Below are 18,595 nucleotides of genomic sequence, written 5' to 3' on the forward strand. Positions count from 1 at the left end.
AACTTTCCGGTCACGGACCAGTCCTCACAGGTAACTTGCCCGCAGCTTTCGTTTGTCCAACCATCACTTTGATCCCTGCTCTCGTATTGGGCTCCTGCTTTCCATATACGGCTAGTCCTGAGCGTACATTCTGCAAGTAAATCAACTCGTAAGGGTTGCCAAGCGACATTAGAGAGTAGCGCTGATTACGCCTGTTCATCGTATCAATCAAGGTTTGATAAGTGGACCAACCGAACTCACTGGCCACGTTGCGGAATTGGTAAGAAGCGAGAATGACGTAGTCAGCTTGTGCAATCGCCTGAAGTTCTTCATTCGTCTTCCCTTGTCCAATAAGAGAAATTTCTGTCTTTAGGGATAAATTGTTGGCAGACAGTAACAGTTGCTTTTCAAGCTGCTGTGCCTGTTCCTGTTCGGCTGCGAGAATAACGACCCGGTCGCCCTGCTGAATTTGATCCGGAAGCACACCCTCGCGGCTGGCCAATACGGTGACTGCTCGCTCTGCAATTTCCTGTTCCACCGCCCGATGCTGCTTCGATCCAATGATCCCGTTAAGCTTGGTTAGCTTCTGCGCAAGAGTCTGGCTCCGTTCAAACAAACCGTATTTGGCTTTCAGCTCCAAAATTCGTTTCACTGAAGCATGAATGTTTTCGTCCGGGATCTTCCCGCTTTTCACTGCGTTCACCAATGTTTGATGTGCAGCTGCCGAATCTTTTGGCATAAGGATGATATCAACACCTGCGGAAACAGCACGTTCCACGGCGTTATTCTCTCCAAAATGCTCTGCGATCGCATTCATTGTAAAGGCATCCGAAATGATAAGACCTTTGTATCCCATTTGTTCACGAAGCAGTCCAGTCAATACTTTATGAGACAACGTAGCAGGTATCGGCACGCTGCTACCGTCTTTGAGTGAAGTGACATGTTCGTTGTCAAGGGCAGGGAAAGCAATATGCGCAGTCATGATCATCTCTACCCCGTTTTCAATCGCAGCCCGAAATGGTTTCAATTCTACCGAATTGAGCTGCTCAAGGTTATGTGTCAGCACCGGCATTCCGAGATGGGAGTCTACCATTGTATCCCCATGCCCTGGAAAATGCTTGACCGCCGCGATTACCCCTGATTGCTGTAGCCCCCTAATCGTTGCTAGACCAAGCTGCGTCACCAAATCTGCGTCTGAGCCAAAAGATCGCATGCCAATAATTGGGTTGTCCGGATTGCTGTTAATGTCAAGCACCGGGGCAAAATTAATGTTCAATCCAAGCGCCTTCAGCTCCTCCCCCGTCAGTTTTCCAGCCGCTTCGGCTAGTCCCGTGTCTCCGGTTGCACCAAGCGCCATTTGCCCTGGCAGATTCGTCCCGCCCGGTATTCGCTTAATAACGCCTCCTTCTTGATCAATGCCAAGAAACATAGGAATGTCGCCTGCTTCTGTTTGCAGAGTGTGCGTGAATGAGGCGACTTGCCTAGTGTCTACAATATTTTTGTCGAAAAGAATAAAGCCACCCAAATCTTGATCGTGAATAATTTCTTTCAGTCCTTCATTAACGGTCGTAGTCACTTTACCGTTCCATTGCCTGATGTCCGGCATAAGCATCTGGCCGACTTGCTCGCTTACGGTCATATATGAAATTAGCTTGTCCCAATCTTGGCTCTGTATCGCATCTTGACGTTCGAACCGAATCACTCGCGACATAAATACGGCATATTCAGCCCGTGTGACCGTCTGATTGGGACGATAGGTGCCATCCGAATATCCGCCGACCAAACCGTTCGAGCTCATGATGAGAATGGGCGCTGCCGCCCAATGTTTTGCTGAATCAGACCAATGGACGGATTGTTTGCCTTCCGAAAGTGAGTATGCGCGAGTAAGGAATGCTGCGGTCTCAGCGCGGCTAAGCGGTTTATCGGGACGGAAAGTGCCATCTGGCAACCCGCTAGCCAGCCCGTTTTTTGCAGCTATGGTTATTTCTCTATAGAAGGGGTGTTTTGTAGACACATCCGAATATGTCGTGCCTTCTACCGGCTTCTCTAACTGTTCTGGATAAAGCTCACGCACCAGAAAAGTGACGGCTTGCGATCTTGTTACTAACCCTCCGGGCTTAAATTTCCCGTTGCCAATTCCCGCGACTGTTCCCCGTTTCGCCATATACTCTATACCGTCTTCTGCCCACTTTGAATACTGCAGATCATTAAAACGTTCTTCCGCAGCTGCGCTACCTGCCCATACGAGCAATGAACCGAGAACGGCACCGCATATTGCCATCATTTTTAGTTGCATTTGTTTCACTCCTATTGCTGTTCTTAGTAAGATAAATAGACGCTTTCAATATATATTTTGTTGCGCTTGTAAGCGAACACTTGACTGTTGTATCCGCTTCAAAGATAATATAGGTTTCACTAAAAATATCCATACAGATCCATTTTACATTGCGGAGTGAGGTGATCGTCATGAATTGGTTGAATGAACTCTATAAATCACAAAAGCATGAGTCGAAAAAGGATCTCGAACGTTCTTTGGTTGATGCCATCTTTCGGGTGTATGACCGGTTTCCACGAATCGGACTTCGAGAGCGAATCGGGCAGCAAGAAATGTCTCTCGATATAGCTGATGCTTATATCTATGGACGTAATGCCATGATCGAAGCCGGTGTCGGAATCGGAAAGTCTTTTGGGTACCTCATACCAAGCCTGCTCACGAATCAAATGTCGCATCAACCGGTCATTATAGCTACATCCTCCATTCAGCTTTCGGAACAGGTACATAAAGATCTAAGGGTTATTGGTAGCCGGTTGGGATTCACAACGGTTCGCTCCGTCGTCGGAAAAGGCATGGGCCAGTATGCTTGCCGAAGCAGGGCGGCAGAATTGTTAAAACCCGATCCGGACTCCTCTCTGAATGTCCTTGCCCAGCGTATTTTAAACTTTGAAATTGATGAAAGAGCGGATATTAAAGGTGGAATTAGCGATGCCGAGTGGTCCAACGTTTCCGTGAACGATTGCCAATTTGAACGTTGTCACCATAAAAATGGGTGTTTGTTTTACGATATGAGGGCTAAATTGAATGCAAAGGCTCACGAGATTGATTTCATTATTGTGAATCAGGACCTGCTGATACGTGATCTGATGAAGAAAAAAGAAGGAACCAAAAGCATCATTACCGAACGGCCGGCTCTGATCGTCATTGATGAAGCGCATAATCTGGAAACAAAAGTTCGAGATGCAAGAACGCTTGAGTTCACTTTCCGGGGAATCTGCCGCATTCTGGATGCTACTGTGCAGCTTCTTTCGAAGCAGTCCGGGGATAAGGGTCTTTTTTCCCAATCCAAGTTTATAAAAAACTGCGCCCAGCGTATCTTTAAACAGATAAACGAGGATTTGCTCCACCATGACAAGCAGGATAGTGACCGTATAAAAGTGTCGGATATCAAAGGAATACCGTTAAACCAAGTTTCGAACGATTTGAAAGACCTCAGCCTTCGCCTTTCCATTTTGTCATCCCGTCATGAACGGGAAATTGATGACGCTTTTGAAGCCATAAACGGGCTGATTACCTTCATAAATGTCTTGGCTGAACTAGAAGACAACTATCTCTTATGGGCAAGCAATCCCCGCCAGGTAGCTACGATCAGCATCTGTCCCAAAGATATAAGCCAATTTCTGAAATACGCTTTATTTAATGGCAAAGTACCTGTTATCCTAACGTCAGCAACCCTGTGCCAAGGCGGGGGAACGCTGGAGGAACAGTACTCTTATATGACGCAATCCATCGGTTATAGGGGGGATTTTATGGATCGAAAATCTTCGCCTTTTGACTATACCAATCATGCGATGATGTACATCTCAAACAAAGTTCCGTATTACCAGCATGATCAGCGCAAACATTATCTTGAAGCAGCCTACAATGAATTGGTTGAACTCTGTAATCTGACGCAAGGAAGAACCCTCGTCCTATTTTCGGCAAAGGAAGACATGAAGTACATCCATAACAAGCTGATATCAAGAACTAATGAGTATCCATGGACAGTCCATGTTCAAAAAGAGGGCTCTTCCCAGGACGGTGTCATCGCCGAATTCAGGAAAAGCAAAGGTGTACTCCTGAGTACAGGTGTATTCTGGGAAGGCGTGAATATCGAGGGTCCCGATCTGTCACAGGTCATTATTTTCCGTCTGCCCTTCCCTGTCCCTTCAGATCCTGTTTATGAGTACAAGGCTTCTGTAACGGAGAATTCGTTTATGGAAGTGTATGTACCTGATATGCTCCTGCGCTTACGGCAAGGAACTGGACGCTTGATTCGCAGCGAAACGGACCTTGGCATTCTCAGCATCCTTGACTCCCGCCTAAGCGCAGCGGCGAAAAAGAATTACCGGAAGCAGGTGTTGGACACGCTGCCATTCAAAGAGGTGACTGAGGATTTTACGGATTTGGAGAAGTTTGTCCAAAAAAAGAGGATGCGACCTACCTAGTGAAAATGGAACAACCACACCATACAACTGCGCCAATCACATGAATAGATTCTTCCGCCCATATCGCGGAGGGCCTACTTTTCAATGCTTGAAGTAAAATTTATGCTAGAATATAATTCAGAGCTATGAATCCCAAAGGAGGCATTCACATGGTTGACAGACCAGCTACAGAGGAGTATGCAGCTTTTTATGAAGGCTACATCCAGCTTGTTCCTGAAGGGAACATTATCGAACGGTTGGAGCGACAGGCCAACATCGTACATATGCTGCTTTCTACAATGTCAGAGGAGCAGGCAAATTATCGTTACGCCGAAGGCAAATGGAGCGTGAAAGAGGTCATTGGCCACCTCACGGATAACGAACGCATCATGAGCAGCCGACTGTTACGAATAGCCAGAGGAGATAAAACGAATCATCCCGGCTACGATCAGGACGTGCTTATGCAAACCCATCCCTTCGATGTGTATACCGTGGCCGATTTAAACGAAGAATATGCCGTCACACGCCGCTCAACCATTCTTATGCTCCGTCGCCTTACGCCAGAGGCTTGGCTCCGCAAAGGAATCGTTAGTGATAACCCTGCTTCAGCTCGATCGATCGCCTATATTATCGCTGGACATGAGCTCCACCATTTGTCGGTGTTACGCGATCGATATTCGCTGAATGTCAAACTATAATCTACACAACGACCAAACGAAATGTGACCCGACCGATGTTCTATGGCTTCTTCCTAAATGAGGACGTACACTCGGATGACTTTATTGGTTTATCAGCATACACACTAAAAGGAGCAAGTCCTGATCCTTCATTCGGGACCCATACTTGCTCCGCCAACCATACAAAAGTCTTCTCTCGTTTAGTCATTCATTTAGAATGAAATGATACCTCTGGCCTCTTCTACAATTTGATTAATGATATCGCCCGCAGCGTGGTTATCGGTTAACATTCTGGTTCCCTGACCTGCCCAAAGAGCCATATACTCTGGATTGTTTTGCTTAGCAGAAGCATTTCTGATCTCTCGAGTTAATGTGTTTTGGGTAGGGAAGGTTAGCGGTTTAGTAAGGGATGCTTCCCAATGTTGTATAAAGTCATTCTTTATTCCACGCGCTGGGCGTCCTGAAAATGCATTTGTAATTACGGTGCTCTCCTCTGTACTGTCAAGTAACCCGCGTTTATATACCTCATGTGCGCCAGATTCTGCTGATGTCAAAAAACGGGTTCCCATTTGTACACCTTGTGCTCCTAAAGCAAGTGAAGCCACCAACCCCCTGCCATCCATTATTCCGCCGGCAGCAATGACAGGAATATGGACATGATCTACAACTTGTGGGACAAGGGCCATAGTTCCGATATTGGCTCCGCTGGGCCGAGATGATACATCAAAAGTTCCCCGATGCCCACCTGCTTCACTCCCTTGTGCAACAATGACATCACATCCTCGCTTCTCCGCTTGAACAGCTTCCTCTACCGTTGTGACCTTACTCATGATTTTGATCCCTAGCGATTTTACCTTTTGCATATGATGCTCGGAAAGTAGTCCAAAAGTGGTACTGATAATCGGAACTTTTTCCTCCAACAAGATGCCCAGCTGTTCTTCAAAATGATTGGATGTACGTATTTCATCTTGAGTACGTTTCTTCACACCCAAGTTCTCTCGAATCGGGTTCAACTCTTCGTTTACTGCATCAAAATTCGTATAGTGATCCGGTCCAACATGAGCAAAAATATTTACGGCAAACGCTGCGTTCGTCCGCTTTTTGACCTCGTGTATGGCATCTCTTAACTCCTGGGGAGTCATGTATGCAGCTCCAAGTGTTCCTAATCCCCCGGCATTGGAAACCGCAGCCACTAGTGGAGCCATATTGGGAATCCCCGCCATTCCTGAGAGAACGATTGGATAACGAATATTGAAGATTTGACAGAGCTTACTGTTTAATTGAATAGCCATCAAGGTTTCCTCCTTTAACAATCCAGCTTCCTTTCTTCATAGTTTACACCGGGTTTATCCATTTTGTATAATTTGTAAATTGTTAATCTGATTAAAAACTTACGTAATAAGACAAAAAAGCCGCTAAAACAGCAGCTTTTAATGGGAGTATCTTTGTTTCTTCCACATGCCTTTTACCCATTCTAATATTCTTTCTTGATTACAAAATACGAGCCGCGAATGGTTCCAGCTAACTTAGATTTCTGTCTGGCAAACTTAAACTTCCCTTCTAACTCCGCTGGTACTTCCATCCCTTCAGAAAGTTTAAAACCAACGGCTCTTTTCTTAGGGTCATCGACCGTATACATGGCGTTGAGACCAAGTCCATCCTCATAAAAGACGTAGGAAAATTGAATGTTCTCCACTTGAAAAGCCGACGTTTCCAAGGGCTTGGCCGAAAATTCAATATCACGTTCTTCCTTCAAAATTCGTTTCACGTAATCAAGAGTATCCTGGCTTTCACTAGCGGGCACAACCGTAAATTCATGCTTATATTTATTCATAAAATAACGGGCTTCGTTCGCACGCAAACCAGCAAGTGCGGCTGCTACCGGTGAAGACTCTAATCCAGCCGTAGATACATTTTTGAAATCAACAATATATGACATTTCCATCTCTCCTACTCGTTATTTCCTAACTACAGGAATCCACATTTCACCAAACACCAAGCCGTTTCGCTGTCCCATCTCTACCGTTGTATTTGGTCCGCCAACATAAGCGTAATTTTTCTCTTGTGGCAGGACTTGACCAAAAGCAACACCAGTAAGGTTGTTACTCAACTCTTCAGCTGTTGTCCCTTCCCCCTTAACCACCAGGTATTCACCCTTAGGGAATTGGATCACTCTGGTGGCTTCTGGCAGTGTTTCTTCCGTCATGACACCTGCATAATGCATCATCTTGTTATTCACCGCTTCATTCACAGCAAAAATGTAGTCATTGGTCGCAATAGCTTTTAAAGAATCCAGGCTTCCGTCTGCTTTCACAGTCGACCAAAAATCAGCCTTTTCCTTGTTAATACCAGCATAGTCGGTGTAGTCGCTCTTAAGCTCCGTTCCAATACCTAACACAATAAAGCTGTCTTTTTCTTCAAAATGATAATTACTCATCTTTAACACCGTCCTCTTTAAATTATCAATGGATTTGTCTTTTCACTTGATGGGTTTATAATAACTTTAAATCATGTCAAATTATGATACTGTTTAGGGGTGGTCCGATGAAAAAAGTTGAACGGATTAATATCATCATGAGGTATATCAACAACCGCGCCCATTTTACCATTTCTGAAATCATGCGGGAATTTAACATCTCACGTTCGACCGCTATTCGAGATATTAGAGAAATTGAAGCCATGGGCATGCCGCTTGTCGCTGAAGTTGGGAGAGAGGGGGGTTATTTTGTCATGAACAACTCTGTCCTGCCCACAGTCCGCTTTACCGATAACGAAATCAAAGCTCTTTTTATTGCCTTTATGGCAACCAGAAATCAACAACTCCCTTATCTAAAAAGTCGTCAGTCTTTAACCGAAAAGTTACTGGGTCTCATCTCCAAAAATCAGCAGGATGACCTGGTTCTTTTAAATCAAATCTTGCTTTTTGAAGGAACCAACCCACATAATCCCGACTTGCTTGATCTCTCAGATCTGCCCCACCCTATGTTAGAAAAACTCATTCAGATTCTTCTTATTGAGAGTTATTTGTTAATTACCGTCAAAGAAGAGAAGGAAATAAAGTCTTATCCGATTTATCTTCTGCACCTTTATCGTGAAAAAAGTCTATGGCTCATTGAAGGCTTTGATTTAGAAGAAGAAAAGAGACGGATTTTATCTGTCGATAATCTCATCCATATAGAATCATTCCCTGCGAAAAAAAAGGGAAGTAAGAAAAAGATTTTAGAACAGCTAAGTAAGCAGGAAGAAGCTATTAACTTTGTTATCGAACTTGGTCCAAAGGCCATTGCCCAATTCAAGAAATATCATCCTTTACAGTTTTCACTATCCTATACGAACCCTTACCAAACAACAGCCATAATAAAGACGTTTATCAATATTCATCATTCAGAAGAATTAACCGAAATAACCAACTGGCTGCTTTTCTTAGGTGGAGATATCAAGGTCAAGGAGATGCCAGAAGAAATTTTAGCATTTGTACAAGAGAGATTAAGCTTATACTGCCCCTAATTAGGGGATAGCTACATCCAAATCTCTGGGAGCATGGCTGTGCTTTTATTATCTGCTGTTTTTATCAAGATCAAACTTAGGGACATTATCCCAATTGTCCATCGAAAGAAGAAACCTAAGGTAACGTTTAGCGATTCATAAAATAAAAACGTATTGAGGAATACCTCTTCAACATAACTCCATAATCGAGCAATCTGCGATTTTTTAGCAACTTAAGATCAGTAATTTGATTTCATCTAAAGTGCAATAAGATATCATTCACAGATTGCTCAGGTGACTGCTCCGAACTATCCAGCCAAAATCCGATTTGAGGCGTTTCTCGCAAAAAATCTGAATACAGATTCTCTACCATGAATCCAGAGTACCCAACTTTTCCTCTTGATTTTTCACGCTCTTTTACCACCTCTACCTTTGGACACAGCACAACTAACTGGACCGGGTAATCTTTTAACTCCTCCATCATATAGACTAATTCCCCACCATAGTAATTATCCTGCAAAACAACAGAAAAACCATTCTCATAATAGGTTTTTGAAGCATTTGCCGCTAACCGATAACGCAAATATAATTGACGGACTGCTTCTTCCGACGGTTCAGCGGACATGTCTTCGCGTCCTGATACAATCATGCGACGGAATATATCTCCACGCAGATGCACAGCTTTTTCCAGCTTCGAAGCCAGCAGCTCCGCTACTGTTGACTTTCCAGAAGCCATTACGCCTGTAATTAAGTAAATCACTTTTTCCATAGTTAACTGCTCCTTCTTTTCATTATTAGATTTAGGTTAATGGGCATATTTATTTACCATCGCATTTAGAAACTCTCGAAATTCTTCAACATATGCTTTAGGTTCTATAATTTCCAAGTCCGTTCCGAAGCCAGCTAAAAACTGGAATCCAAAGTCGTTTTGCGGCAAATCTATTTCGGCTATTAGGAGTTCAGAATTATAGGCTTCAATCCTTTTTTGACCGTATCTTTCAATAAAATGATCTTTTATTCGATGTGTGATCGATGCTTTAATTGTGATTAGTTTTGGTTGATAATATTGTTCTGCTTTCTGCTCAGTCACATAGTCTCTGGCAACAAAGGTTTTAATATCCATATTCAGATTTTCCGTTCTAGACATTTTAAACGTTCGATATTCCATTCGTTCTAAACAAAACCCCTTCAAATACCAACTCATTTCTCTAAAATGAAGCTGGTATGGCTCGACCCTTCTCTTTGTCTTGACTCCACTTCGATCTATATAATCGAATGTAAGCAACCTTCCTTGCACTATTGCTTCCTGACATGTTTTTAAGATTTGGGCAATCTCAGGACGGCCATCCCAATTATAAAATGAAAGTTGAATCGTACGTCCCACATTCGTTAAACCGATCATCGATTCAATTTTTTTAAGCGTTGATTCTACTTCATCACTAAATAAAATTTTTCCTAATCCGCCCAGTGCAGTTAGTATGTTTTCTAAGTCTTTACTACTTAAAAGTCGTTTGTCTATTTTGTATTCATCCATAATTCCGTATCCGCCGTTCACTCCATTAATAGAATAAATGGGAATGTTAGATAATCCGAGTGTTTCCATATCACGTAGAATCGTTCTTTTTGACACATTGAATAATTTGGCGAATTCGGTGGCTGAAACCACATTCTTTTGCAGCAAGATCATTATGATGGATATTAATCTTTCAATCTTATTCATAGTACTCCTCTTTAGTTAAAAAATTTGAATATAGCTATAAAAGATGACATTAAAGCTGTCACCTATTATAGCTTACAATTCATGTATTACAAGAAGGAGGTTTTATCATGTCAGTTATCGCATATCTAAATTTTGATGGGAACACAGAGCAGGTCATCGCGTTTTATTCAGAAGCTTTAAACGCAAGTGAAGTAAAAAAAGTGAAATTCAAGAATTTTCCACAAGATCCAAATTATCCCCTGCCAGAAAATGAGTTAAATATGATTATGGAGTCATCGTTAGAATTTGCAGGTGGAAAAATAATGATGTCGGATATACTTCCTTCGATGAAGAACGTAACGGGTGAGTTGGTTAAAGGTAACAATGTGATCATTAGCATCATTATTGATGATAAGCAGACAATGGAAAATTACTTTTCTAATTTGTCTGTAGATGGCTATGTAATCATGCCTTTATCAGAAATGCCTTGGTCTTCCTGCTTCGGAATGTTGGTTGATAAATTTGGTGTCGTTTGGAAATTTAATAGCGACGCTGATATATTCCTTGATAGCGTAATTTCTAGCAAAGAGTAACTCTTTCTATAAAAGAGATTAAGGTTTTAAGCTTGCTGCTGTTCTCGTTCTCAAACTTTGAAAGTTCAAATAGCTCAAAGCCCGTATATACTCAACTTGAGCACTGTGTGGGCTTTGAGCTATCTTGATTTCATACGACTAGTTAGTGGTTAGCCCATCTGCTCCTGCAGCTATTGATTCAGCACGAAGTAAATCTCCTAATCATAATTCATCTTTAACTGGCTCCACTTTACTCGCTCAGATTGTTCCAGAACGCTTGGAAGGCACCTTTCTCCATTTCGAAGAATACCGGTACATTGCCGTAGCGAATCAGACCTTCCCCGAACAGAACCAGTTGGACCTGTGTCTTATCTTCAAGCGTCAGGTAAATGATTTTGCGATTTTCTTGCCCGTAAAGGCGCTCCTCCAGTTCCGGGCTCGTTGCTATCGGTTTAGCCACATATAGCGCTGAAATAAAGCTGTTTAGCGATTTATCCGCTGCAAGCGGCTGCAACTGCTGCAAGCCATTGTTCCAGCTGGCGAAGGTCTCCCACTGCGCTGAAGTGACGTTGCCTTCGAGATGTAGCTTGCCGATGAGATCTGCGCCGCTGCCGATGGTAATGCCGTTGTTCTGGTCAAATAGTTGAGCATACACCTCGCCATCAATCTCGGTGTAGGACATGATGCGGAAGTCCGTGTCATAGCCGTTAACCGCGTAGATGTCCGCTTCTCCAATATTGGAGGCCAGTTCCGTGTATTTATTTGGGACGCTCAACTCATCAATGCCACCAGTCGTAGTCCCCAGCTTCTCGCCTCGCAGGACAAGCGCATCCGCACCGGCAAGCGTTGTTGCGGACTGCGTATAAACCTTGCCCTGATAAACGACTAGTTGAAGCATATTGGCCATTTTGCCACTCCCCTTTGAACCTGGCAGCTCCATCTTCGGAATCATCACCGGGTCGAATGACGTGACTGGAGTGACCTGTGCCACTTGCGTCACTGGCGCGGCCGGTCCGCTCACTTGCTTCCATATGCTTGGCGCCGCGAGTCCAATACTGGCAGCGATGACGACGCTTGCTGCAATATAAAGAGGTTTTCGCTCGCGTTTTTGCTCATGACGTTGTGTGTTCAAAGTACGCTCTATCCGTTTCTTCATTTGGTCGTTCGTTTTCATCTGATCCACCGCTTTCTTATAGTTTCGTTTGAATTGTTCCTCTTTCATTGGGGTTCTTCTCCTTCCAGCTCCAGTTTTAACAGCTGTCTTCCCCGCTTCAATCGCATCTTCACCGCAGACTCGCTGATCTGCAGGATCTCACCGATTTCCCGGATCGGATAATCTTCGTAATAGTACAAATGAACCACCGATCTATATTTGACGGGCAGTGACAGTACGAGTTCGATCAGCGCCTGATCTTCGGGGTCGTCTGTCGTATGGGAATCTGCTCCCTCCAACTTGACCTCCCGTTTGCGCCAGCCTCTGCCTAATAAGGATTTACAATGATTGGTGATGACCCGGATCAACCATGCTTTCTGATGTTCTTCATCGTTGAACGTAGGGGCTTTTTCTATTAACTTGATAAAGGTATCCTGAGTGGCTTCCTCCGCGTCCTCTCTTCTGCCGAGATGCACCATGGCAATTCGGAACAGCGTATCCGCGTAAGTCTCATAGACTTTCATCACATGATCTCCCCGTTGGGGCACTGATCGCTGCATGGTTGTTCTGCCCTCCTTTATATCTCTAACACTCTCAAGGACGGCATTTGGTCACATTTTGTTGTAAATTTATTGTTTTGATGTAATTAAATTTAGACAAACAAAAAGCCGTCATTATGACGGCTTACACGATTTAACGCATCTATGGTAGTTACAGCAATAACAGAAAGCGTGTTAAATACTTCTATGGATCACACTTTTGGTCTCTGCTGCTTCAAAAATAGTCTCAATTAATACAAGTACTCTGTGAACTTCATCATTCTTAATTGCAATTTCAGATTTCCCTTCGAGTACAGAGACGAAATTTTCATAGAAGCTTTGCTCCTCCAAGTCGGGCTTTTCTATCGCAAACTTTAGTGTGGACTGTTCGGACGGCGGTGCCATCGTTTTGGTCAATCCCTGCCCCGCTTGAATTGGTTTCGGCTCTATATGAGCAACATCCGGATTTCGAGTGATAATCTCTCCACTTAAATCCCAGTCCCTAATCACTGCAGTACCTTCCGTTCCTTTGAGATACCATCTCGGTAACTTCACATAATTGGTCGTTCCCACTTCAATAAGTGCCGTAAGGCCATCTTTAAACGTTATATAACTCGTAAAACCATCATCCACTTCGGTTCCCAAAATATAACTTAAATTAGCGGCTACACTTTCAATTTGGCTATCTGTAATCTGCAGCAGTTGGTCCAGCAAATGCACGCCCCAATCCAGCAGCATACCTCCACCGTAATCTTTCAGCTGGCGCCAGTCGCCAGGAATGCCGTTGGCTCCTTGAACTCGGGATTCCAAATGGAACAGCTCGCCCAAAGTCTTTTTATCGATGATGTCCTTGGCCGTCAGGAAATCTTCATCCCAGCGGCGATTTTGATGGACCGTAAACACGCGTTTTTCCTCGTTCGCTACCTTGACGATATCATCAAAATCCTTGCTGGTGATTGTAACCGGTTTTTCGCAAATGACATGTTTACCCGCCTGCAGAGCTTGAATGGCTATTTCTTTGTGAACATCATTAGGTGTAGCAATTAAAACGATATCCACCAGCTCATCTGTCAGAACAGCATCCAGACTTGCGTATGTTTTATAGCCGGCTTCCTTTCCCAATTCCATCCGATATTCAACCGTATCGTATACCCCGATGACGGAGATCTGTGATACAGGCTCAATTAACTGGCAATGATAACTGCCCATCCCCCCAAAGCCAACAATTGCTATATTATAAATTCGGTTATTCATCTTCATCGTCCTTCCTTTTTGGAATATGCCTATATGAATAGAACTCTCACAGCAAAACTTTATGTAAAAAAGATGAGTGGCTGCGACCTTGATGTATGCAAGATGTATAGCACCTCAACTTAATTTGATACCCTTATCATACAAGTCTCATTAGAGACTATCTTCCTATTTTCTTGCTGTTTTATTCCCGGATATTGTCATGCGATACTTTAAAGGCGATGTCCCCGTCGCTTCTTTGAAGAAGTGATGAAATGTCTTAACGCTATTGAATCCTGCCTGCTCTGCTATTTCGGTAATTGAGAAATTTTCATTGAGCAATATCCATTTTGCTTTATTAATTCGATATTCATTTAGAAAGGTTACAAAGGTCATCCCAGTATTTTTCTTAAAAAACTTAGTGAAATAATAAGGACTGAACCCTATATAGTCGGCAACGTCTTTTAGTATAATTGATTCCTGGTAATGGCTTTCTACATATTCAAAAATTCGTTCCAGCTTTAAAAGCATATCTTTGGTCGGAGTCAAGATATTTTCCGAGATTTGGGGTCGATGTTTCTCACTCCCCCTTGGTACTTCTCTTAGAATAAAAGCCAACATTTCGTAAAGTTTGGCTTTGATCATATATGCATAGCCCTCTTTGCGCTCGTAATCTTCTGTGCTTATGTTTTGAAGAAGAGGAAGAAGCTTGGTTGCCGTTTCACGAGGCCAGTTCCTGCTGGATTGCTCTATTTGAGTAAAAATGTCACGAAGTGACCGATCATCGTAAATGAGTGTGGATACGTCCTGGAACAGACTCAGGTCAAATTGAATAACAATTCGCTCACTATCTGGGGATGACAAAAAAAAGTGGACGTCACCGCCATTGATGAATTGGACTTCCCCCTGCTTCAGACGGATCACCTTGTCATTCAATCCCAAATCCAGGCTTCCCTGGGTAACATAAATAATCTCAATTTCCTTATGCCAGTGAGGATAACAGAGCACATCCCCTTTGTGAATAAAACTTCGAAATGGGAGTCTTTTATCAAGTTCCGGGATTTCCAGATATAAGCTCATGTACGCTAGCTGTCCTCCTTATATATGTTGCATTCAATATATATACTGTAACCGTTCTCATACAACTTCCTGTGCAAATTCCTTCTGTTCCTTCTCCGTAGATCCTAATAATAATTCAAAAGGATATGTTTATAAACATTTTTCTCATAAGGATTGTTGCTGAGTATTTCTGCGTCATCAACTCGAATTTGAAGGTAAAGTTACAATATAACATTAGCAATATGCCTTTTCAAAAACCGCCCATCCAATAACCAGATGAGCGGTTTTTGACATTCTAATTTTCTTGTTCCTTTATCACCTGCTCAATTCCCGACAAAATCAGCTTCAAACCGAACTCAAACGCTCCGTCGCTCCCCATCATCTCAAACAGCCCGCCCTTGTGCATTCTCCGGAACAGCCCTGCTTCTGTCTCGCTCATGGAGTCCAGAAGCTGAATCATCTCCCCGCCCGAAAGCTCTCCCTTGTCCTTAATCATAACGGAGACGGTGCGCTGGTGCTCATAGTTATCCAGAACGAAGAAGAAAACATAGTTCACAAGCGTAAGAACGGCTTGCAATTTCTGCTCTTGCTCAAGTGGCGTCGATTCCATGCAGAGCAGCATACGGTTGGTGAAGCGAATCATGTCCGGCTCATGTGGCAGCGTCTGCATCATAAGCTGCGTGGAGCAGGGATACCGTCGGAGTACACTCCGTATCGATATTGCAAGGCCCTCCATTTGCACCTTCCAGTCCCCGTCGGATTGGAATTCGTTCAAGATCATCTTCGATATCTGGTTGGCCAGATGCTGGTAGAGATGCTGCTTGCTCTTAAAGTACCAGTACAGAGAAGGAGCCTGAATACCCAGCCGATCAGCCAATCGCCTCATACTGAATTTCTCAATGCCTTCATCCCCAAGTAGCTCCCAAGAGGCTTCCAAAATCCTATCCTCCGAAATCTGAGGCTGTTGTTTTTTCATCGGTTATCCGTCCTTTTATCTAACAGTGTAAGATTATGCTTTACAGGTTCATAAGTTCATGATACCATCTAACACTGTAAGGCACAAACTAACACTGTTAGATTGGAAGATGAATATAAGTTCGAATTCCAGGCCTGTTCAAAAATTAAATGAAGAAAGAAGTGAATCACATGGATGCAGAAAACCTCCATTATTTTGAAAAAGCACCGATCGCAAAAGCCGTAGCTCACTTCGCAGTACCCATGATGTTAGGCACGTCGATGAGTGTCATCTATTCCATCTTGAATGCCTATTTCCTTGGTACATTAGGCAATACAGCTATGTTAACCGCACTCGCCCTAACCTTGCCTTTATTCGCTGTAATTATGGCGCTTGGCAACTTGATTGGCATGGGCAGCGGGACATTTATTTCCCGTTTGCTAGGAGAAAAAAGATATGATGATCTTAAGCATGTGTCTTCATTCGCCTTTTACAGCAGTTTAGTTCTCGGTCTTATTGTGATGGCTGTCGGTCTACCGCTGATTGATTCGATCGTTCATGGATTGGGAGCAACGCCTGATTCATTTGGATTTACGAAGGACTACGTTACGGTTATGCTTGTAGGTTCACCATTCGTCATTTTATTTTTTACACTGGAAAATATCGTGCGCTCGGAGGGTGCAGCAATCACATCCATGATCGGTATGATTCTCAGTGTGGCAGTAAATATTATTCTTGATGCGATCGTCATCTTCGTCTTCCATTGGGGTGTGATTGGCGTGGCGTCTGCTACGGTCATTTCCAACCTGGTTGCCAGTGTCTTTTACGCATTTCATATGGGGTATAAGAGCCAATTCTTGACCGTCTCGGTAAAATGGTTCAAAGCTTCCAAGGAAATTATGAGCAATGTATTCAAAATCGGGGTTCCCGTCTTTATAATGAGTGTTTTTTTGGGTGCAATGTCGCTCATTTTGAACCATTTTCTTGTCGAATACGGGGATCAGGCCATAGCGGGGTACGGAATTTCATCACGTTTGTTGCAATTTCCTGAGTTTATTCTGATGGGCTTATGCGAGGGAGTTGTGCCGTTGATTGCCTTCTCTTTTACAGCAAATAAATTACGCATGAAGCACACTATTGGATTTACGATCAAAGCAATTGTGGCGTTAGCTGTTGTGTTCGGCATTATCGTCTATCTGATTTCCGACCACTTGATTGGTTTATTTACGAATGACCCACAATTAATTGAAATGGGCAGCTACATTCTGCATGTCACGTTCTTATCTTTGTTTATTACAGGAATGACCTCATTGTTTGTGGGGATCTTTCAAGCAACAGCGCAAGGAACCGCCGCATTTATTATGTCAGTCATTCAAGGAATTACTCTAATTCCTGTGCTCTATATCGCCAACCGACTCAACGGCTTTCACGGGGTAGTGTGGTCACTCGTCATTGCGGATGTCGTCGCGTTCCTTGTTGGAGCGATCATGCTGTATATTCTTCGTAACAAATTGCAGCCGGATTTAGAGAACCTGGTACATTAGAGAACATATAATAAGCTTTCCAGCCAAACAACAAAGTTCCAATCAAAATAAGAAACCGTTCCTTTGTCCAGGAATGGTTTCTTATTTGTTGTAATATTATTTATTCAATTACACTGCAATCAGCCAGAACTTCCGGCTTATAGCGCATGCTGTCCGCTTCCGTGATTGGACGAATAACTCTGCAGGGTACACCCGCTGCAAAAGAGCCCGCAGGGATATCCTGCGTCACTACGCTTCCAGCACCAATGACACAACCGTCGCCGATGGTAACACCGCCGCACACGGTGACGTTAGCCGAAATCCAAACGTCATTCCCGATGGTGACAGGCTTTGCATAACAGAGCGACTTGGGCTCTCCGTTTTGATCCAGCATTTGTCGACGTTCGGAAGCAATGAATGGGTGAACCGGTGTAACAATAGTCACGTTAGGCCCAAAACTGACATGATTACCGATGGTAACTTTGGCATCATCCTGGACGGTCAAATTATAGTTTGCAAAAAAATAGTTGCCGATTTCTGTGTGGACACCATAATGAAAGAAAATAGGCCCCTGAATGAAACACCCCTCTCCTTTTCGACCCAAAATCTGCAGGAGTAATGTTTCGCGTTCCTCTGTTTGATCCTCGAATGTACGACTGTATTGACTACTAAGATTATGAGAGCGAAGCTTGATAGCCTTAAGGTCAGAATGGCCGGGACTAAATAAGATCCCATTAAAAATTCGTTCTTCTTCCGTCATGTGATCAGCTCCTGTTATAAATATTTCGATACATGTATCAACCCGTCTGCTAAGGCCACAATTAAACCGCTTTATATACAACATTTATAAAGATTATTTATAAAGTATATGAGAAGAACCCCACGTTATCAACTAGAAAAAATGTATTTATACAATCCTTTTCTGTCAATGAATACTCGTAGGTTTTCTTTTTTCGAATAAGCTATTCCTTCCTATAAACGGATTCCCTTTTCATTTCGTACTTTGTCCGGTGTTACATCATTTCCATGCGGATCGAGTACTGTAAGTGTTGAAAAAGTGTTTAAAACCTGCCCTCGAATTTCCCGTAAATAGTCTTCTCGCAATACTTGTTGTTCAACTCGTTCCGCATTTGTCAAACCCTCTTCACGCTGTTTTTTCGCCAATTGATTAATGCGATCTAAACTTTTAATCATCCTTTTCCTCTCCTTTAATACAATTAATCTTACTGGTAGTCTAGCACTGAAAAGCATACGTTGCACCT

18 protein-coding genes are annotated in these 18,595 nt (G+C 43.3%); 5 read left to right on the plus strand and 13 right to left on the minus strand.

The window, feature by feature from the left end; genetic code table 11:
• Positions 1-10 precede the first annotated feature (10 nt).
• Complete coding sequence (locus tag MHB49_RS19970; RefSeq protein ID WP_405152715.1) at positions 11-2,275, minus strand: glycoside hydrolase family 3 N-terminal domain-containing protein; 2,265 nt, start codon at positions 2,273-2,275, stop codon at positions 11-13.
• Positions 2,276-2,445: 170 nt separating this feature from the next.
• On the opposite strand from MHB49_RS19970, the gene MHB49_RS19975 reads away from it, so the two are divergent.
• Both MHB49_RS19975 and MHB49_RS19980 read left to right on the plus strand, forming a co-directional pair.
• The gene (locus MHB49_RS19975) at positions 2,446-4,461 is read left to right on the plus strand and encodes an ATP-dependent DNA helicase (RefSeq protein ID WP_405152716.1); all 2,016 of its coding nucleotides are present in this window, start codon (positions 2,446-2,448) and stop codon (positions 4,459-4,461) included.
• Positions 4,462-4,610: 149 nt separating this feature from the next.
• Positions 4,611-5,138: a DinB family protein gene (locus MHB49_RS19980; protein ID WP_405152717.1), complete on the plus strand. Its 528-nt coding sequence runs from the start codon at positions 4,611-4,613 to the stop codon at positions 5,136-5,138.
• A gap of 191 nt (positions 5,139-5,329) precedes the next feature.
• Here MHB49_RS19980 and MHB49_RS19985 read toward each other — a convergent pair whose 3' ends face one another.
• The 3 genes from MHB49_RS19985 to MHB49_RS19995 form a co-directional block, all read right to left on the minus strand.
• A complete protein-coding gene (locus tag MHB49_RS19985; protein ID WP_405152718.1) occupies positions 5,330-6,409 on the minus strand; it encodes an NAD(P)H-dependent flavin oxidoreductase in 1,080 nt (359 codons plus the stop codon).
• 182 nt (positions 6,410-6,591) lie between these two features.
• The gene (locus MHB49_RS19990) at positions 6,592-7,056 is read right to left on the minus strand and encodes a phage tail protein (RefSeq protein ID WP_405152719.1); all 465 of its coding nucleotides are present in this window, start codon (positions 7,054-7,056) and stop codon (positions 6,592-6,594) included.
• Positions 7,057-7,074: 18 nt separating this feature from the next.
• A complete protein-coding gene (locus tag MHB49_RS19995; protein WP_405152720.1) occupies positions 7,075-7,554 on the minus strand; it encodes a GyrI-like domain-containing protein in 480 nt (159 codons plus the stop codon).
• Positions 7,555-7,661: 107 nt separating this feature from the next.
• Here MHB49_RS19995 and MHB49_RS20000 point away from each other — a divergent pair, with 107 nt between their 5' ends.
• Complete coding sequence (locus MHB49_RS20000; protein WP_405152721.1) at positions 7,662-8,624, plus strand: helix-turn-helix transcriptional regulator; 963 nt, start codon at positions 7,662-7,664, stop codon at positions 8,622-8,624.
• A gap of 232 nt (positions 8,625-8,856) precedes the next feature.
• On the opposite strand, the gene MHB49_RS20005 is transcribed toward MHB49_RS20000, so the two are convergent.
• Positions 8,857-9,372, minus strand: a complete 516-nt coding sequence (locus tag MHB49_RS20005; RefSeq protein ID WP_405152722.1) for an AAA family ATPase — start codon at positions 9,370-9,372, stop codon at positions 8,857-8,859.
• 36 nt (positions 9,373-9,408) lie between these two features.
• Positions 9,409-10,323: a YafY family protein gene (locus MHB49_RS20010; protein WP_247897884.1), complete on the minus strand. Its 915-nt coding sequence runs from the start codon at positions 10,321-10,323 to the stop codon at positions 9,409-9,411.
• Between the two features lie 107 nt (positions 10,324-10,430).
• On the opposite strand from MHB49_RS20010, the gene MHB49_RS20015 reads away from it, so the two are divergent.
• Positions 10,431-10,895: a VOC family protein gene (locus MHB49_RS20015; RefSeq protein WP_405152723.1), complete on the plus strand. Its 465-nt coding sequence runs from the start codon at positions 10,431-10,433 to the stop codon at positions 10,893-10,895.
• A gap of 229 nt (positions 10,896-11,124) precedes the next feature.
• Here the strand turns inward: MHB49_RS20015 and MHB49_RS20020 are convergent, their stop codons facing one another.
• The 5 genes from MHB49_RS20020 to MHB49_RS20040 form a co-directional block, all read right to left on the minus strand.
• Positions 11,125-12,096, minus strand: coding sequence for a hypothetical protein (locus MHB49_RS20020; protein WP_405152724.1), 972 nt, complete (start codon positions 12,094-12,096; stop codon positions 11,125-11,127).
• Positions 12,093-12,587, minus strand: a complete 495-nt coding sequence (locus tag MHB49_RS20025; RefSeq protein WP_247897887.1) for an RNA polymerase sigma factor — start codon at positions 12,585-12,587, stop codon at positions 12,093-12,095. The genes MHB49_RS20020 and MHB49_RS20025 overlap by 4 nt, the downstream gene beginning before the upstream one ends.
• A gap of 174 nt (positions 12,588-12,761) precedes the next feature.
• Complete coding sequence (locus tag MHB49_RS20030) at positions 12,762-13,826, minus strand: Gfo/Idh/MocA family protein (RefSeq protein WP_405152725.1); 1,065 nt, start codon at positions 13,824-13,826, stop codon at positions 12,762-12,764.
• A gap of 159 nt (positions 13,827-13,985) precedes the next feature.
• Complete coding sequence (locus tag MHB49_RS20035) at positions 13,986-14,876, minus strand: helix-turn-helix domain-containing protein (RefSeq protein WP_405152726.1); 891 nt, start codon at positions 14,874-14,876, stop codon at positions 13,986-13,988.
• Positions 14,877-15,150: 274 nt separating this feature from the next.
• Positions 15,151-15,831: a TetR/AcrR family transcriptional regulator gene (locus tag MHB49_RS20040; protein ID WP_247897889.1), complete on the minus strand. Its 681-nt coding sequence runs from the start codon at positions 15,829-15,831 to the stop codon at positions 15,151-15,153.
• 170 nt (positions 15,832-16,001) lie between these two features.
• Here MHB49_RS20040 and MHB49_RS20045 point away from each other — a divergent pair, with 170 nt between their 5' ends.
• Positions 16,002-17,354, plus strand: coding sequence for an MATE family efflux transporter (locus MHB49_RS20045; protein ID WP_405157195.1), 1,353 nt, complete (start codon positions 16,002-16,004; stop codon positions 17,352-17,354).
• Positions 17,355-17,454: 100 nt separating this feature from the next.
• Here MHB49_RS20045 and MHB49_RS20050 read toward each other — a convergent pair whose 3' ends face one another.
• Together MHB49_RS20050 and MHB49_RS20055 are read right to left on the minus strand one after the other, a co-directional pair.
• Positions 17,455-18,093 (minus strand): sugar O-acetyltransferase, encoded by a 639-nt coding sequence (locus tag MHB49_RS20050; protein ID WP_405152727.1) that lies wholly within the window; start codon positions 18,091-18,093, stop codon positions 17,455-17,457.
• A 212-nt stretch (positions 18,094-18,305) separates the two neighbouring features.
• Entirely contained in the window at positions 18,306-18,527 is a 222-nt protein-coding gene (locus tag MHB49_RS20055) for a DUF896 domain-containing protein (RefSeq protein ID WP_247897891.1), read from the minus strand.
• Between the last annotated feature and the right edge of the window lie 68 nt (positions 18,528-18,595).

This window comes from Paenibacillus sp. FSL K6-0108 (assembly GCF_045040695.1).
GTDB lineage: Bacteria > Bacillota > Bacilli > Paenibacillales > Paenibacillaceae > Paenibacillus > Paenibacillus pabuli_B.

Coding starts and splice junctions, on each gene's coding strand:
- MHB49_RS19970 (WP_405152715.1), bottom strand. CDS start 2,275: ATGCAACTAAAAATGATGGCAATATGCGGTGCCGTTCTCGGTTCATTG.
- MHB49_RS19975 (WP_405152716.1), top strand. CDS start 2,446: ATGAATTGGTTGAATGAACTCTATAAATCACAAAAGCATGAGTCGAAA.
- MHB49_RS19980 (WP_405152717.1), top strand. CDS start 4,611: ATGGTTGACAGACCAGCTACAGAGGAGTATGCAGCTTTTTATGAAGGC.
- MHB49_RS19985 (WP_405152718.1), bottom strand. CDS start 6,409: ATGGCTATTCAATTAAACAGTAAGCTCTGTCAAATCTTCAATATTCGT.
- MHB49_RS19990 (WP_405152719.1), bottom strand. CDS start 7,056: ATGTCATATATTGTTGATTTCAAAAATGTATCTACGGCTGGATTAGAG.
- MHB49_RS19995 (WP_405152720.1), bottom strand. CDS start 7,554: ATGAGTAATTATCATTTTGAAGAAAAAGACAGCTTTATTGTGTTAGGT.
- MHB49_RS20000 (WP_405152721.1), top strand. CDS start 7,662: ATGAAAAAAGTTGAACGGATTAATATCATCATGAGGTATATCAACAAC.
- MHB49_RS20005 (WP_405152722.1), bottom strand. CDS start 9,372: ATGGAAAAAGTGATTTACTTAATTACAGGCGTAATGGCTTCTGGAAAG.
- MHB49_RS20010 (WP_247897884.1), bottom strand. CDS start 10,323: ATGAATAAGATTGAAAGATTAATATCCATCATAATGATCTTGCTGCAA.
- MHB49_RS20015 (WP_405152723.1), top strand. CDS start 10,431: ATGTCAGTTATCGCATATCTAAATTTTGATGGGAACACAGAGCAGGTC.
- MHB49_RS20020 (WP_405152724.1), bottom strand. CDS start 12,096: ATGAAAGAGGAACAATTCAAACGAAACTATAAGAAAGCGGTGGATCAG.
- MHB49_RS20025 (WP_247897887.1), bottom strand. CDS start 12,587: ATGCAGCGATCAGTGCCCCAACGGGGAGATCATGTGATGAAAGTCTAT.
- MHB49_RS20030 (WP_405152725.1), bottom strand. CDS start 13,826: ATGAAGATGAATAACCGAATTTATAATATAGCAATTGTTGGCTTTGGG.
- MHB49_RS20035 (WP_405152726.1), bottom strand. CDS start 14,876: ATGAGCTTATATCTGGAAATCCCGGAACTTGATAAAAGACTCCCATTT.
- MHB49_RS20040 (WP_247897889.1), bottom strand. CDS start 15,831: ATGAAAAAACAACAGCCTCAGATTTCGGAGGATAGGATTTTGGAAGCC.
- MHB49_RS20045 (WP_405157195.1), top strand. CDS start 16,002: ATGGATGCAGAAAACCTCCATTATTTTGAAAAAGCACCGATCGCAAAA.
- MHB49_RS20050 (WP_405152727.1), bottom strand. CDS start 18,093: ATGACGGAAGAAGAACGAATTTTTAATGGGATCTTATTTAGTCCCGGC.
- MHB49_RS20055 (WP_247897891.1), bottom strand. CDS start 18,527: ATGATTAAAAGTTTAGATCGCATTAATCAATTGGCGAAAAAACAGCGT.